We start from the raw sequence: 16,049 nt of genomic DNA, 5'->3' as shown, positions 1-16,049 counted from the left end.
CTGTTATGCTAGAATACCTATATTTGGCGCTTTCGGTCTATATGAGACCCATGTATCTTCTTAAAAATCTAAAGAATTACTTTCTCATCAATCAAATAATGATTGTAAATAGGGCTTATTGAACATCCTTCTTTTTATGCAGGAGTATTGTATGCTTGTTCTAAACCTTTTTATTAAATCGTTTTTGAACTTTATTGCGCTTTCGGTCTCTATGAAGAATAAAGCCGGCGATAAATCCAACGCCTCCCACCATTAGAAACATACCGACAATAAATTGTACCATTAGAGATGAAAATGGGAATTGTAATATTCCGAAAATCATATCGCGCATAAACTTAATGCCTATAGCAGCGAAAACACCAGGTATAAATAGTATAATAAATGCTATTAATCTCCCCATGGTAAGTAGTCCCCTTTTTTTGGAATTGTTAGTATAAAATTACTTCTCCCTTAGTTGTAGAATAAAATATTATTCTGATTTGTCAAGAAACTTCCGCTAGCGTAAGATGAAAAAAGAAATGGTTATTTTTAACATTTATCCATACAGAACTGTTATGTTAATATCGATTACAATATTGGTTCCTGAACACTAGATGAAGAGGGTGAATTTGTGCAAAAAGTCATGATTGTTGGTGCTGGTCAAGGTGGAACATCTATTCTAAAGTTACTGAATGAAATAGATTTCTTACAAGTTGGTGCAGTAATTGACTTAAATGAAGAAGCGAGTGGATTAAAGCTCGCTGAACAAATGGGAGTAGCCTATGGAGCAGATTGGAAGAAATACCTTGATGATTCTTACGATATTATAATTGAAGTAACGGGTTGTCAAACAACATTTCGTGAAATACGTAGCTTCAAAAGTCCTCATACTGTACTTATTCCAGGTACTGTTGCTTTTATTATTGCACGGCTTCTTGAAGAGAAAGAATCGTTAATCGATAAATTACAAAGTGAATCACATCGACGAAATCTGATCTTTAATTCAACGGATGAAGGTATGGTTGTTATTGATAGAGAAGGAAAAATAATCTTATTTAATCGTAGTGCGGAGATGATGATTGGTGTACCGCAAGAAGAGGCGATTGGTAAGGATGTTAAGGAAATTATACATAATAGTCGACTGCCAAATCTACTAGTTAGTAGAAAGGTTGAAGCTAATAAAGAGCATGTTTTGAGCAATGGTTTAAAGGTGATAACAACGCGTTTCCCAATGCTGAATGAAGAGAATCGAATAATTGGTGCATTTGCTGTTTTTAAAGATATTACCGAGGTTGTTAATCTTGCTGAAGAAATAACAAACTTGAAAGAAATACAAACAATGCTACAAGCTATTATTCAATCTAGTAATGATGCAATCACTGTCGTAGATGAACATGGAAAAGGCATTCTCATTAATCCCGCCTACTCTAGAATTACGGGCTTAAGTGAAGAAGAAGTCATCGGAAAGCCTGCTACAGCGGACATCTATGAGGGTGAAAGTATGCATATGAAAGTTTTGCAAACAAGAAAGCCGGTACGTGGTGTGAAAATGCTAGTAGGTCCACATAAGAAGGAGGTTATTGTTAATGTTGCTCCTATTATTGTGAACGGTAAGTTAAAAGGTAGTGTGGGAGTCATTCACGATATGTCAGAAATGAAAGAATTGAATAATGAATTGCATCGTGCTAGACAAATTATTCGGACATTAGAAGCGAAATATGCTTTTGAAGATATAATCGGTAGCTCAGAAGAAATGAAGCTGGCGATAAATCAAGCAAAGTTAAGTGCGACTACGCCGGTCACTGTCTTATTAAGAGGAGAGTCAGGAACGGGGAAAGAATTGTTCGCACATGCTATACATAATGCAAGTGATCGAAAGTTCAATCATTTTATTCGAGTGAATTGTGGAGCAATATCTGAGAATTTATTAGAGAGTGAATTATTTGGATATGAGGAGGGAGCTTTTTCAGGTGCTAAGCGAGGCGGGAAAAAAGGCCTTTTTGAAGAAGCGAACAATGGCAGTATCTTTTTAGATGAAATTGGAGAGATGAGCCTACATATTCAGGTTAAATTACTACGAGTCCTTCAGGAGAATGAAATAGTAAGAGTTGGCGGTGTAAAAGCTATTCCGATTAATGTAAGGGTGATTGCTGCTACGAATGTGAATTTAGAAAAAGCAATAAGTGAAGGAAGATTTCGTGAAGATTTATACTATCGTCTGAATCGTATGCCGATTTATATTCCTTCGCTAAGACAGCGTATTGGTGATTTACCTATGGTATCGGCCTATTTATTACAAAAGCTGAATCAGGAATATGGTAGAAACATAGAAGCAATTACTGAAACAGCAATTGCTAAACTACAAAGTTATCGTTGGCCTGGGAATGTTAGAGAGCTTGAAAATGTATTAGGTAGAGCCATTATCTTTATGAAATATAATGACACAATAATTGATGAGACTCATATTCCGAATTTTTCTCATTCGAATATAGAACAGAAGAAAGAGCGAGTATATGTAGAAAATGAAACGCATCTTTCATTTTCTATGAAAATGGATTTGTATGAGAAGAAACTTATCGAAGAATGTTTGAGAAGAAATAATGGTAATAAAACAGCAAGTGCGAAAGAACTCGGTATATCCGTAAGAAGCTTATATTATAAAGTTGAAAAGTATGAACTTGAAAAATAATTCATGCAATAAAATGCACATTCTGCAATATATTGCAGGTTATGATAAATATTTCTGTGTTAAAAATAGGTCTTATAGTAGCGAATCATGGGAATTAATAAAATATGCGGTGATTGGCACGAAAATTGCATTATTATGTGGTGAGTCACTGTAAAAAGGGCGAGGTCACTTTTATGAGATTAAAACAATTGTTAGAGCAAGCAACAGAACAAAGTGATATAACTGTTGCTGTTGCGGCTGCACATGATTTAGAAGTTCTTGAAGCTGTAGTTAATGCTGTTGAATTAAATATGGCTAATTTTATATTGTTTGGTGATAAAGAAAAAATCATTAATATGCTCCATACCGTTTCATCAAATGGTGCTAAATACGGTGCAATTAAGATTGTTCATTCACCTTCGTTAGAAGATGCAGCAAAATCAGCTGTCGAAGCCGTTCATAATGCAGAAGCCTCTTTACTAATGAAAGGGAATGTACCAACAGCGACGATTTTTAAAACTGTTTTAAATAATGAATATGGACTTCGAACAAATAATGTACTCTCACATGTCGCGGCATTTGAAATACCTGGATATGACCGTTTAATATTCGTTACAGATGCAGCGATGAACATTGCTCCAGATTTAATGCAGAAAGCTCAAATGATGGAAATGAAGAAGCAGAGCTAATTTTCTCCGCTATGGCTTATCAAGTTGCTAAAGAAATTGGTGCAGCAAGCGTTGTACTTGATGGTGAAGTTGATGCAATCGTTCTAACAGGTGGTCTTGCTTATGGAAAAAACTTTGTAGAATCAATTTCTTCAAAGGTAAATTGGATTGCTGATGTTATGGTGCAACCTGGTGAGAATGAACTACAAGCCTTAGCGGAAGGTGCATTACGTGTATTACGTGATGGAGAGAGAAGCAAAATATATAAAATATAAATGAAGTATGTTTTAAAGGAGGTAGAACATGGCAAGAGAATATGATTTAGTGATTATTGGTGGCGGCCCAGGAGGTTATGTAGCAGCTATTCGCGCATCGCAATTAGGTTTAAAAACAGCTATTGTAGAAAAACAAAAGCTTGGAGGTACATGTCTTCACAAAGGTTGTATTCCTTCTAAATCATTTTTAAGAAGTGCTGAAGTATACCAACAGACCATTAATAGTAGTGACTATGGAATTATAGCAAATGATATTGCATTGGATTTTTCTAAGGTGCAAGCACGAAAGAATGGAATTGTTACTAGTTTATATAAAGGTATTCAACATTTAATGAAAAAAGGAAAAATAGATGTGTTTGAAGGAACTGGTCGTATATTAGGTCCGTCTATCTTTTCACCAATGCCAGGGACTATCTCTGTAGAAATGAATGATGGTAGTGAAAATGAAATGCTCATCCCTCAAAATGTCCTTATAGCAACTGGTTCTAGACCACAATCACTACCAGGTTTAGAAATTGATGGTCAACAAGTATTGTCTTCTGATGAAGCACTTGATCTTGATAATCTGCCAGAAAGTATTGTCATTATCGGTGGCGGGGTTATAGGAATTGAATGGGCCTCCATGTTAAGCGATTTTGGCGTGGAAGTTACAGTATTAGAATATGCTTCATCCATATTACCAATGGAAGATCAAGAGATTACTCGTGAATTGCAGCGATTGCTTAAGAAGAAAAATATTCAGCTCATTACGAATGCTCAAGTTCTAGCTGAAACATGTGAACGAAGCGATAAAGATGTTTCAATTACAGCGGAAGTGAAAGGTGAAAAGAAAACCTTTACAGCTGATAAAATACTAGTCAGTGTAGGTAGAAAAGCAAATATTGAAGGCATTGGTATTGAAAACACGGACATTGTTGTGCGAAATGGTGTTATTGAAACAAATCCTTATTATCAAACAAAAGAATCACATATTTATGCAATCGGTGACTGCATTGGTGGCTTACAACTTGCACATGTTGCTTCACATGAAGGAATCATAGCAGTGGAACATTTGGCTAACTTGAAACCGCATGCGTTAAATCCTTTGCAAGTTCCTAAATGCGTATATTCTTCTCCAGAAGTCGCTAGTATTGGGTTAACGGAAGTGGAAGCAAAGGATAAAGGCTACAACGTTAAAGTTGGTAAGTTTTCTTTCAAAGGTGTAGGGAAGGCGTTGGTTCTAGGTGATAGTGACGGTTTTGTGAAAATCATTACAGATCAAGATACAGATGACATTCTTGGTATGCATATGATTGGTCCACATGTTACAGACCTTATTTCAGAAGCAGGGATTGCAAAAGTGTTAGATGCAACTCCGTGGGAAATTTCTCAAGCTATACATCCACATCCGTCGCTATCTGAAGCAATTGGTGAAGCTGCACTTGCAGTAGACGGGAAGGCTATACACTCTTAAGGTTTTAAAGGAGGAATTAATATGGAAAATCGCCATGAAGAGCTTGGATTATCAAATGAAAAACTTCTAGAAATGTATAAAACGATGTTACTCTCTCGTAGAATTGATGAACGTATGTGGTTATTAAATCGTTCGGGGAAAATTCCGTTTGTAATATCTTGTCAAGGACAGGAAGCAGCTCAAGTAGGTGCGGCCTTCGCTTTAAACCAAGAGAAAGATTATGTATTACCTTATTACCGTGATGTAGGAGTTGTTCTTACTTTCGGAATGACGGCAAAAGACTTAATGTTATCTGCATTTGCAAAGGCGGAAGATCCTAATTCAGCTGGTCGCCAAATGCCAGGGCATTTCTCAAAAGCGAGTTGTCGCATTGTTACAGGATCTTCTCCAGTAACAACGCAAGTACCACATGCTGTTGGAATTGCTTTAGCTGGGAAAATGGAAGGCAAGGATTTAGTTACTTTTGTGACTTTTGGTGAAGGATCGAGTAACCAAGGTGATTTCCATGAAGGAGCTAACTTTGCCGGTGTGCATAAGCTACCTGTTATATTAATGTGTGAAAATAATCAATATGCTATTTCTGTTCCTGTTGAAAAACAATTAGGAAGTGCAAAGGTATCTGATCGAGCAATTGGATACGGTATGCCAGGAGTTACGGTGGATGGAAACGATCCTATAGCGGTGTATAAAGTTGTGAAAGAAGCAACTGACAGAGCTAGAAGAGGAGAAGGACCAAGTTTAATAGAAACGCTTGTACATCGATTAACTCCACATTCGAGTGATGATGATGATCGTGTATATCGAGCTCACGATGAATTAGTAGAGGCAAAAGCCAAAGATCCAATTCCAGCTTTCGCAGAGTATTTGAAGAACTTTGGAATATTAACAGACGATATCGAACAACAAGTAAATAGTGAAATCATGACAATTGTAAATGAAGCAACGGATTATGCTGAAAATGCTCCTTATGCAGCTCCTGAAGATGCTTTGAAATATGTGTACGGTGAATAAGTAAGGAGGGGAATCATAATGACAGTTATTTCATATATTGACGCTGTAACAATGGCGATCCGAGAAGAAATGGAACGCGATCAACGCGTGTTTGTTTTAGGTGAAGATGTTGGTAGAAAAGGCGGAGTATTTAAGGCTACACAAGGCTTATATGACCAATTTGGTGAATCCCGTGTTCTAGATACGCCTCTTGCCGAGTCAGCTATAGCAGGAGTGGGAATTGGTGCTGCTATGTATGGCATGCGCCCAATAGCCGAAATGCAGTTTGCAGACTTTATCATGCCAGCAGTTAACCAAATTATTTCTGAAGCTGCAAAAATACGTTATCGCTCTAATAATACATGGAATTGTCCGATGGTTATTCGAGCGCCATACGGTGGTGGTGTGCATGGCGCGCTTTATCATTCTCAATCTGTTGAATCCGTCTTTGCTAATCAACCAGGATTGAAGATTGTAATGCCGTCTACTCCTTATGATGTTAAAGGCTTATTAAAGGCTGCTATTCGTGATGATGATCCAGTTCTATTCTTTGAGCATAAGCGAGCATATCGTTTAATAAAAGGTGAAGTACCTGCAGATGATTACGTATTACCTATTGGAAAAGCGGATGTGAAGCGTGAAGGTGATGATATAACAGTCATCACGTATGGACTTTGCGTACACTTTGCACTTCAAGCAGCAGAAAGGCTTGAAAGTGATGGGATTTCAGTTCATGTTGTAGACTTGAGAACTATTTACCCATTAGACAAGGAAGCGATTATTGAAGCTGCTTCTAAGACAGGTAAAGTATTATTAGTAACGGAAGATAATAAAGAAGGCAGTATCATAAGTGAAGTATCAGCAATCATCGCTGAGAATTGTTTGTTTGATTTGGACGCACCAATTATGCGTTTAGCAGGTCCGGATGTCCCAGCTATGCCATATGCACCTACAATGGAAAAATTCTTTATGATGAATAGCGAGAAGATTGAACAGGCAATGAGAGAACTTGCGGGATTTTAAATGTGAAGTAAAGGAGGTTTTCCAAAGTGACAATTGAAACAATTACAATGCCTCAGCTTGGGGAAAGCGTTACAGAAGGAACAATTAGTAAATGGTTAGTGGCTCCTGGAGATCACGTAAATAAATATGATCCGATTGCTGAAGTTATGACAGATAAGGTAAATGCTGAAATCCCTTCTTCTTTCACTGGAACGATTGCAGAGTTGAAAGCTGGAGAGGATCAAACTTTGGCAGTTGGAGAAGTGATTTGTACAATTGAAGTAGCTGGCAAATCTAATGATCAGGAAAATGTAGCATCCGATGAGAGTATAAATAGTAAGAAAACAGAACAAACAGAGCAAGCAACTACAAATACTAAAATGGGTGCTCGATACTCACCGGCTGTTTTACGATTATCACAAGAGCATGGTATAGAACTCACGGATGTAAAAGGTACAGGTGCGGGTGGCAGAATTACAAGAAAAGATATTATGAAGTTAGTTGAGAACGGTGTTGTAGAACAACCTTCAACTCCGATTATGAAGGTTGAACAACAACAAACTCCTGTCCTTCCTAAGAGCGAAGAGAAACCTTTAATTGCTAACTCTCCAACGTATACTGCCCAAACAGGAGACGTTGAGATTCCTATTACACCTGTAAGAAAAGCAATTGCTTCTAATATGCTTCGCAGTAAGCAAGAGATTCCTCATGCTTGGATGATGATGGAAGTAGATGCTACAAATCTGGTAGCATTACGTGAAAAAGAAAAACAGAGCTTCAAGCAAAAAGAAGGTTATAATTTAACATACTTTGCTTTCTTTGTGAAAGCAGTCGCTCAAGCTCTTAAGGAATATCCACAACTCAATTCCACTTGGGCAGGAGATAAAATTGTTCAAAAACGTGATATTCATTTGAATATTGCGGTTGCAACAGAAGATTCTTTATTCGTACCTGTTATTAAGAGTGCAGATGAGAAAACAATTAAAGGCATTGCACGAGAAATAACGGAGCTTTCACATAAAGTAAGAAGCGGTAAGTTGAAAGCGGAAGATATGCAAGGCGGTACCTTCACAGTAAATAATACAGGCTCATTTGGTTCTGTCCAATCAATGGGTATTATTAATCATCCGCAAGCAGCCATTTTACAAATCGAAGCAATTGTAAAAAGACCGGTTATTATTGATGGAATGATTGCTGTTCGTGATATGGTAAATCTATGTTTATCACTTGACCACAGAGTACTAGATGGCTATATTTGCGGCAAATTTTTAGCTAGGGTTAAAGAGATAGTTGAAAGCATGTCTAGCGATAGAACTTCAATTTATTAACAAAATATAAGCCTATACAGGCATCAATATTGCTTACAATTATTGATGTCTGGAATAGGTTTTTTTAATTCCCTGTTTGCAACAATAGATGTGCTGTACTAGAATAGAATTAATAGTTTTAATTTTTAAATAAATATATAGTAACGTGATTCATCATATAGAGGGGGAGGTGGAAGCCTTCTATAGGTATGCGAAAAGGTTTAAAGCGTTATCGCGGAAAAATGCTTACAGAAGGCGCCGAAATATGGATCTACAAAAAACAAAGGCGGTTGAGTTCCCAAAAGCAACTGTTAGGGATTGGGAAGTTAAAGCTGAAAAGAGCTTGAAGGGCAAGCCGCTTACTAAATTGCATACTGCTACATATGAAGGTATTCAGCTGAATCCTTTGTACACAGAGAAAAGTACAGTAATTAATGAAGAGTGGCCGGGATTTGCTCCATATACAAGAGGAACAAGCGCTCTGGGTTACAAAGAACAACCTTGGTTAGTATCTCAAAAATTATCAGGCAATAATTCTACAGATATTTTAACAAACTTTGAACAAGCAAAGAATCGTGGTCAAAATACAATTGCATTTGACATCAATCAGTTAACTTCAATGAATGATGCAGAAGTGATTCAATTCTTCCAAAATGTAATTCAACAAGAACAGCCATTGTTTGTCGATACGAAAGGTCAGCAAAGCCAAATTGTTTCACTACTTGAGCAGCTTTCTAGTGATGAGATTGTAAAGTTAAAAGGTATTTTAGCAGAAGATCCAATTACTGAAGGTGCCATTCAAGGAAAAGGATTTGAAAATCCAAAGGAATACTTTGCAACATGGTTTGAACAATTACAATCCATGGATTCTTCTATGCCTGAAGTGAAAAAGGTTTTAGTTAAATCTACTGCTGTTCATAATGCAGGGGGGAATGCTGTTCAAGAATTAGCTTTAGCATTAGCGACAGCTGTTGAATACTTACAGTATGGTGAAGAAAACGGATACTCAGCAGAAAGATTGGCGAAAAATGTCGTATTTTCTTTCGCTATCGATTCGTCTTTCTTTATGAATGTAGCTAAACTTAGAGCAGCAAGACGTTTATGGTCTTTAATTGGTCAAGAATATACTGGTGATGGCAGCACGTTTAAAATGTTTATACACTCAGAAACATCATCGTTTACAGCAACATTATTTGATCCGTATGTTAATTTATTGCGTGCTGCTAACCAAGCATTTGCTGCGGTTGTTGGAGGCGCTCAATCTTTAGAAGTGAAAGAATTTGATTCAGCAACAAATGAGACAACTGCTTTTTCCGATAGAATTGCTCGTAATATCCATTTAGTATTAAAAGAAGAGACACTAATTGATAAAGTAGTTGATCCAGCAGGTGGTTCTTTTTATGTTGAATCATTAACGAATGATTTAGCGGACCAAGCATGGGCACTATTTTTAGAAATAGAGAAACGTGGGGGAGCACTTGCTTCGTTACAAGATGGTTGGATTCAAGAAGCAATTGGACAAGTATTGCAACTAAAGAAAGCTAATGTTGCCATGCGTAAAGATAGTTTAATTGGAACAAATGTGTATCCAAATCTTGAAGACATAGTCAATATCGCTGAGCGTGCGCTCAAATCAGAAAAAATACAATTGCCATATAACAGTATTTCAATTACGCCATTAGCTGAAGAGAGGCTAGCTGAAGAGTTCGAACAATTAAGAATAGCCTCTCTTCAATATAAGAATAAAGAAGGCGTATATCCAGCTATTGGATTAGTTGGCATGGGTAGCTTGAAATCGTATAAACCGAGAGCTGATTTTGTTAAAGGTTTCTTCGCAGCAGGTGGAATTGAAAGTATAGAGAAAGTTTGTCAATCGGCTGAAGAGTCGAAAACATTTGTTAAAGAATCGAAATTAAAACATTTTGTGCTTTGTGGTAGTGATGCTAATTACGCTGAACATGCTGTTGCTTGGGTACAAGATTTACTTGTCGAGAATAGTGATGTAACCCTTTTCTTGGCAGGAAAGCAGACAAACGAATTAGAGAAAGCATTACAACAAGCTGGCTTGAAAGATTTTGTTTCTGTTCAAAGTAATGCGATTACTGTAATCACAAATGTATTACAAGATTTGGAGGTGATGTAATTGTCTACTCGTCGTGATTTTTCAAAATTATCATCTAAAACAAATACTGTATCTAAAGCGGATTGGGAACAAGCAGTAAAAATTAGCGATGCTGAAATGGAAGACTTATTATTTGAAACAAATGAGGAAATTAAAATCAGTTCCTTATATAACAAAAGTGATATAGAAGGTATGGAACAATTGCAACACTTACCTGGTATAGCACCATTTACACGCGGACCTTATCCTACGATGTATGTAAATAAACCGTGGACAGTTCGTCAATATGCTGGCTTCTCTACAGCGGAAGAATCAAATGCATTCTATCGCCGTAACTTAGCTATGGGGCAAAAAGGTTTATCGGTTGCGTTTGACCTTGCTACTCACCGTGGTTACGATTCAGATCATCCTCGTGTAGTTGGTGACGTTGGTAAAGCAGGTGTAGCAATCGATAGTATCATCGATATGAAGCAATTATTTGATGGTATTCCATTAGATCAAATGTCAGTTTCCATGACAATGAACGGTGCTGTCCTTCCAATTTTGGCATTCTTCATCGTAACGGCTGAAGAACAAGGTGTTACGCAAGATAAGTTAGCAGGTACTATCCAAAATGATATTCTAAAAGAATATATGGTTCGTAACACATATATTTATCCACCGAAAATGAGTATGAAAATTATTGCTGATATATTTGAGTATAGTTCAATAAATATGCCGAAATTTAATAGTATTTCAATCTCAGGATATCACTTGCAAGAGGCGGGAGCGCCAGCTGACATTGAATTGGCATATACTCTTGCGGATGGCATTGAATATGTTCGTACCGGTTTACAAGCAGGTATTCCAATTGATAAATTTGCTCCGCGGCTATCTTTCTTCTGGGCAATCGGTATGAACTACTTTATGGAAGTTGCGAAGATGAGAGCTGGACGTTTCATTTGGGCGAAGTTAATGAGTCAATTTGAACCAGAAAATGAGAAATCGTTAATGCTTCGTACACACTCACAAACATCAGGTTGGAGTTTAACAGAACAAGATCCATTCAATAATGTAACAAGAACATTGATTGAAGCACATGCAGCGGCTCTTGGTCATACGCAATCACTTCATACAAACGCACTTGATGAAGCTATTGCGTTGCCAACTGACTTCTCTGCACGAATTGCACGTAATACCCAATTGTTCTTACAAGAAGAAACAAGCATTACGAAAGTTATCGATCCATGGGCAGGTTCCTACTACGTAGAAGCATTAACAAATGAACTAATCGAGAAAGCTTGGAAACATATCGAAGAAATCGAGTCTTTAGGCGGTATGGCAAAAGCGATTGAAACAGGCGTACCAAAGATGAGAATTGAAGAAGCAGCTGCAAAACGCCAAGCGAAAATCGACTCTAAATTAGAAACGATTGTAGGTGTAAATAAATATCGACTAGAAAAAGAAGAAGCGCTAGAAATTCTTGAAGTTGATAATACAGCTGTTCGTGAAAGCCAAATTTCGAAGCTAGAGCAATTGCGAGCTGAGCGAAATGAAGAAAGAGTAATCGAGAAACTAGAAGCTATTACGGTTGCGGCAGAAACTGGAGAAGGTAACCTATTAGCACTAGCTGTTGAAGCAGCACGAGAAAGAGCTTCATTAGGAGAGATTTCTATGGCAATTGAACTTGCATCAGGAAGACACTCAGCTATTATTCGTACGATTAGTGGTGTATATAGCACAGCTTATGGTGATCAAGTTGATATTTCAGAAGTTCTACAAATGACGGAGGATTTTCTTGGAAATGAAGGTAGAAGACCTCGTATCTTAATGGCGAAAATGGGACAAGACGGACATGACCGCGGTGTGAAAGTTGTAGCTACAGCATTCGCGGACTTAGGATTTGATGTTGATATCGGACCTCTATTCCAAACACCTGAAGAGACAGCGAAGCAAGCGGTGGAAAATGACGTACATGTAGTTGGTATGAGTTCACTTGCTGCTGGACATAAAACATTGTTACCTCAGCTTATTGCAGAACTTAAGAAACTTGGACGTGAAGACATTTTAGTTATCGCTGGTGGTGTTATACCACAGCAAGATTATGATTACTTGAGAGAAAATGGTGCGGTCGCTATTTTTGGACCAGGTACAGTTATCCCAGAAGCAGCTAAAACATTAATGAAAGCTATTTATAAAGCACTAGGATATGAGGAAGTGTCTTCATAATGAAAGACAAAAACGAAAAGCATACAAGATTTGTGAAGAAAAATAGACGAGAAATCAATACGGAGGAGATTCTACAAGGAATTTTGGCCGGTAATCGTGCGATGTTAGCAAAAGGTATCACACTTATTGAAAGCAACGCACAGCATCATTTTGAAAGTGCACAAGATCTATTGCAGAAGGTGTTACCCTATACGAATAAGTCAATTCGTATAGGGATTTCTGGAGTACCAGGTGCTGGGAAAAGTACGTTTATTGAACGATTTGGAACAGATTTATGTAACGCTAATCATAAAGTAGCTGTACTTGCTATTGATCCAAGCTCATCTATTACGGGTGGAAGTATATTGGGTGATAAAACAAGAATGGAACTCCTCTCAGGACATGAGAATGCTTTTATTCGCCCCTCTCCATCTGAAGGTACATTAGGTGGTGTACATCGAAAGACTAGGGAAAGTATGTTACTTTGTGAAGCGGCTGGTTTTGATGTCATCATCATCGAAACAGTTGGCGTCGGTCAAAGTGAAGCCATTGTTCGAGGGATGACTGATTTCTTCATGTTGCTGGCGATTACTGGTGCTGGTGATGAGTTGCAAGGAATGAAAAAAGGAATTATGGAGCTAGCTGATGCAATTGTTGTTAACAAAGCTGATGGTGATAATAAACAAACTGCAATGGTAACGAAAGAAGAATATAATCGAATACTTCATTTCCTTCAGCCAGCAACATTTGGGTGGCAGACAAAAGCTTATACGTGTTCAAGTATTAAAGGCACTGGCATTCATGAAATATGGGAAGTCATTCAAGATTTCATGCAACAAGGTAAGCAAAGTGGAGTCTTTGATGAAAGAAGAAGGTTCCAAACGAAAGAATGGATGAATCAATCACTTTCCCATCAACTTCACCGTGTATTTTTTGAGAACAAACAAATGCGTTCTTTAATTCCTGTATTAGAAGAAGAAGTGATGAATGGCGATAAAACCGTTAGTCTGGCTGTGATGGAAGCTATTCAAACTTTCCTCTATCATCTCAATAAATAGTGGTTATTAAGCTAAATATCACATTTTCCTGGATACGACTATTTAAGTTTCTTAATTGGTTGAATACAAAGCTTAGTATTGTTATTATGGTGATAATGACAGATTATACTAGGAGAGGTTCGTCAATGAATATGAATTTTAATTTTTTCATGAATGATGTTGTAAGTACAGCTCGTAATGAAATAAAGGCTGCTGGATATACTGAATTAACAACACCTGAAGAAGTGAACGAAGCTTTTTCGAAAAAAGGTACAACACTTGTATTAATTAACTCTGTATGTGGATGTGCTGGTGGAATTGCGAGACCAGCTGCTGCTCATGCGGTACATTATGATAAGAAACCTGATCATCTTGTAACGGTTTTTGCTGGACAAGATAAAGCAGCAACTGAAGAAGCAAGAGGTTATTTCGAAGGTTATCCACCTTCTTCACCATCTTTTGCATTATTGAAAGACGGTAAGATTTGTACAATGGTAGAAAGACACGAAATTGAAGGTCATGATCCAATGTCCGTTATCAGTAAGTTACAACAATACTTTGATGAGTATTGTGAAGAAGTTTAATATTTGTAAGAGCAGATTCATTTAGGATCTGCTCTTTTGTTGTGCATTAATGGACTATGAACGTAAGAATAGTAAAGACTATTTATAAAGTGGAGCTTTTTATGTTTGGAAAGAAGGGATAGTTTTTTACTGGCAATTAATATTGAAATGTCAGTAATCGAATGCCATACTTTAAATATTAGTATTTTTAGGAAGAAGAATTACTTTTTCCTGTATGGAGTGAAAGAAGGAGTTTATGATAAAAATAGGATACAGAACGATAAAAACAGCCATTGGTGTTGCAATATCTATTTATATTGCTCAATTACTTAATCTTCAAAGCTTTGCTTCGGCAGGGATTATTACGATACTCTGTGTTCAAGTAACGAAGAAGAAATCATTGAAAGCTGCGTTTAGTCGTTTTCTTGCGTGTATAATAGCCATGATATATTCCACAATATTTTTTGAAGGATTGGGATTTAATCCAGCTATTATTGGCTTGATGCTATTGGTATTTATTCCAACAGTAGTAGCTGCAAATGTAAAAGAAGGAATCGTTACAAGTAGTGTTATTATTCTACATATTTATTCTGCAGGTGATGTGACTTGGAGACTATTGTTAAATGAAATGGCTTTATTAGTTATTGGTATAACAGTCGCGTTATTGATTAATATGTACATGCCAAGTATGGAAGCTAAATTAAAAAAATATCAGCAAGATATCGAAGAGCATTTTTCATTCATTTTCAAGAAAATGGCGTTGTATATCCGTACGAATAAAAGCAATTGGGACGGAAAAGAATTTATGATTGTCAGTGATATGATTGCGGAGGCAAAGTCATTGGCTTTTCGTGATGTAGAGAATCATGTTACTCGTCATGACGATCTGTATTATTATTATTTTAAGATGAGAGAAAAACAGTTTGAAATTATTGAAAGAATGCTGCCGCTAGTCGCTTCTATATCATCAACATCACCGTATAGCGAATTAATTGCGGATTTTATTGATGATCTAAGTGTGCATATACATCCTTATAATACTTCACATATTTATTTGAAAAAACTAGATGATATGCTAGAGGAAGTTCATGCTATGGAATTGCCTAAATCGCGAAAAGAATTTGACGTACAAGTGGCTATGATGGGAACGATTAAAGAATTAGAAAAATATTTAATATTGAAGAGTGTTTATAAAGGTTTTTCGAGGAATAAACAAGGAATGAAAAAGAAGATATTAGCTTAAACTAAGCAAAAAGTTTAGGGTGATGATCCTTTGAATGTAGTATTGTCTTTTTTATTAATGTTTTCGTTTTTACAGCCTGCTACGGTAGAAGCTCAACAATTAAAGCAAAATCCTTTTGTTATTGTAAATAAAGCGAATAATAAGCTTGCTTTTATTAAAGATGGTGAGGTTGTAGAAATTTTTCCGGTGGGAACAGGGAAAAGTAATGAATTAACGCCTGAAGGTTTATTTACATTCGTAGTAAAGGCAAAGAATCCATACTATCGGAAGAAAAATATTCCAGGAGGAGACCCGCGAAATCCACTTGGATCACGTTGGATTGGCTTTGATGCGCTGAATACAGACGGAAGAATATATGGCGTGCATGGAACGAATCAACCTTGGTCGGTAGGTCATTATATTTCAAATGGTTGCATTAGAATGAAGAATAGTGATGTGGAAAGATTATATGAATTAATCCCTTTACAAAGTAAAATTCTCGTTACAATGTCTTCAAAAAGCTTCAGAGAAATTGCTAAAGATTATGGAGCGATTCAATAATAAGTAGTATATGGT

At 36.9% G+C, this 16,049-nt stretch carries 13 protein-coding genes and 2 pseudogenes; 14 read left to right on the top strand and 1 reads right to left on the bottom strand.

Translation table 11 applies throughout. From position 1 onward, the window contains the following. Positions 1-160 precede the first annotated feature (160 nt). Positions 161-400: a DUF2627 domain-containing protein gene (locus V7014_RS00505; protein ID WP_335502762.1), complete on the bottom strand. Its 240-nt coding sequence runs from the start codon at positions 398-400 to the stop codon at positions 161-163. Between the two features lie 210 nt (positions 401-610). Here V7014_RS00505 and V7014_RS00500 point away from each other — a divergent pair, with 210 nt between their 5' ends. The 14 genes and pseudogenes from V7014_RS00500 to V7014_RS00440 all read left to right on the top strand — a co-directional run bounded on the left by V7014_RS00500 (position 611) and on the right by V7014_RS00440 (position 16,034). Next, positions 611-2,668, top strand: coding sequence for a sigma 54-interacting transcriptional regulator (locus V7014_RS00500; protein WP_335502760.1), 2,058 nt, complete (start codon positions 611-613; stop codon positions 2,666-2,668). A gap of 173 nt (positions 2,669-2,841) precedes the next feature. Beyond that, positions 2,842-3,336 carry a phosphate acyltransferase gene (locus V7014_RS00495; protein ID WP_335502758.1) on the top strand — a complete coding sequence of 165 codons (495 nt, stop codon included), beginning with the start codon at positions 2,842-2,844 and terminating at the stop codon, positions 3,334-3,336. Beyond that, positions 3,315-3,590, top strand: a pseudogene (locus tag V7014_RS00490) (butyrate kinase); the annotation flags it as partial. The gene V7014_RS00495 and the pseudogene V7014_RS00490, both read left to right, overlap by 22 nt. Before the next feature lie 28 nt (positions 3,591-3,618). Then, positions 3,619-5,043: a dihydrolipoyl dehydrogenase gene (gene lpdA, locus V7014_RS00485; RefSeq protein WP_335502755.1), complete on the top strand. Its 1,425-nt coding sequence runs from the start codon at positions 3,619-3,621 to the stop codon at positions 5,041-5,043. Between the two features lie 21 nt (positions 5,044-5,064). Continuing rightward, entirely contained in the window at positions 5,065-6,054 is a 990-nt protein-coding gene (locus V7014_RS00480) for a thiamine pyrophosphate-dependent dehydrogenase E1 component subunit alpha (RefSeq protein WP_335502753.1), read from the top strand. Between the two features lie 18 nt (positions 6,055-6,072). Then, positions 6,073-7,056: an alpha-ketoacid dehydrogenase subunit beta gene (locus V7014_RS00475; RefSeq protein ID WP_335502750.1), complete on the top strand. Its 984-nt coding sequence runs from the start codon at positions 6,073-6,075 to the stop codon at positions 7,054-7,056. A 47-nt stretch (positions 7,057-7,103) separates the two neighbouring features. After that, positions 7,104-7,533: pseudogene (locus tag V7014_RS27145) on the top strand (biotin/lipoyl-containing protein); the annotation flags it as partial. Beyond that, a complete protein-coding gene (locus V7014_RS00470; RefSeq protein WP_438824840.1) occupies positions 7,527-8,363 on the top strand; it encodes a dihydrolipoamide acetyltransferase family protein in 837 nt (278 codons plus the stop codon). The pseudogene V7014_RS27145 and the gene V7014_RS00470, both read left to right, overlap by 7 nt. Before the next feature lie 244 nt (positions 8,364-8,607). After that, entirely contained in the window at positions 8,608-10,485 is a 1,878-nt protein-coding gene (locus tag V7014_RS00465; protein WP_335502745.1) for a methylmalonyl-CoA mutase family protein, read from the top strand. Next, a complete protein-coding gene (gene scpA / locus V7014_RS00460) occupies positions 10,486-12,672 on the top strand; it encodes a methylmalonyl-CoA mutase (RefSeq protein WP_335502741.1) in 2,187 nt (728 codons plus the stop codon). It begins immediately after the preceding gene. Next, positions 12,672-13,709, top strand: coding sequence for a methylmalonyl Co-A mutase-associated GTPase MeaB (gene meaB, locus V7014_RS00455; protein WP_335502736.1), 1,038 nt, complete (start codon positions 12,672-12,674; stop codon positions 13,707-13,709). Before scpA ends, meaB begins: the two co-directional genes overlap by 1 nt. Before the next feature lie 125 nt (positions 13,710-13,834). Continuing rightward, positions 13,835-14,272, top strand: coding sequence for a BrxA/BrxB family bacilliredoxin (locus tag V7014_RS00450; protein ID WP_335502733.1), 438 nt, complete (start codon positions 13,835-13,837; stop codon positions 14,270-14,272). A 235-nt stretch (positions 14,273-14,507) separates the two neighbouring features. Next, entirely contained in the window at positions 14,508-15,494 is a 987-nt protein-coding gene (locus V7014_RS00445; RefSeq protein ID WP_335502730.1) for an aromatic acid exporter family protein, read from the top strand. 30 nt (positions 15,495-15,524) lie between these two features. After that, positions 15,525-16,034, top strand: a complete 510-nt coding sequence (locus V7014_RS00440) for a L,D-transpeptidase (RefSeq protein WP_438824839.1) — start codon at positions 15,525-15,527, stop codon at positions 16,032-16,034. Positions 16,035-16,049 lie beyond the last annotated feature (15 nt).

Source organism: Bacillus sp. JJ722 (genome assembly GCF_036963345.1).
Classification (GTDB): Bacteria; Bacillota; Bacilli; order Bacillales; family DSM-1321; genus Bacillus_AD.
This window is presented reverse-complemented; position numbering and strand designations above follow the sequence as displayed.

Excerpts from the sequence above, each read along its gene's own strand:
- V7014_RS00505 (WP_335502762.1), bottom strand. The coding sequence starts at position 400 with ATGGGGAGATTAATAGCATTTATTATACTATTTATACCTGGTGTTTTC.
- V7014_RS00495 (WP_335502758.1), top strand. The coding sequence starts at position 2,842 with ATGAGATTAAAACAATTGTTAGAGCAAGCAACAGAACAAAGTGATATA.
- lpdA (WP_335502755.1), top strand. The coding sequence starts at position 3,619 with ATGGCAAGAGAATATGATTTAGTGATTATTGGTGGCGGCCCAGGAGGT.
- V7014_RS00480 (WP_335502753.1), top strand. The coding sequence starts at position 5,065 with ATGGAAAATCGCCATGAAGAGCTTGGATTATCAAATGAAAAACTTCTA.
- V7014_RS00475 (WP_335502750.1), top strand. The coding sequence starts at position 6,073 with ATGACAGTTATTTCATATATTGACGCTGTAACAATGGCGATCCGAGAA.
- V7014_RS00470 (WP_438824840.1), top strand. The coding sequence starts at position 7,527 with ATGAAGTTAGTTGAGAACGGTGTTGTAGAACAACCTTCAACTCCGATT.
- V7014_RS00465 (WP_335502745.1), top strand. The coding sequence starts at position 8,608 with ATGGATCTACAAAAAACAAAGGCGGTTGAGTTCCCAAAAGCAACTGTT.
- meaB (WP_335502736.1), top strand. The coding sequence starts at position 12,672 with ATGAAAGACAAAAACGAAAAGCATACAAGATTTGTGAAGAAAAATAGA.
- V7014_RS00450 (WP_335502733.1), top strand. The coding sequence starts at position 13,835 with ATGAATATGAATTTTAATTTTTTCATGAATGATGTTGTAAGTACAGCT.
- V7014_RS00445 (WP_335502730.1), top strand. The coding sequence starts at position 14,508 with ATGATAAAAATAGGATACAGAACGATAAAAACAGCCATTGGTGTTGCA.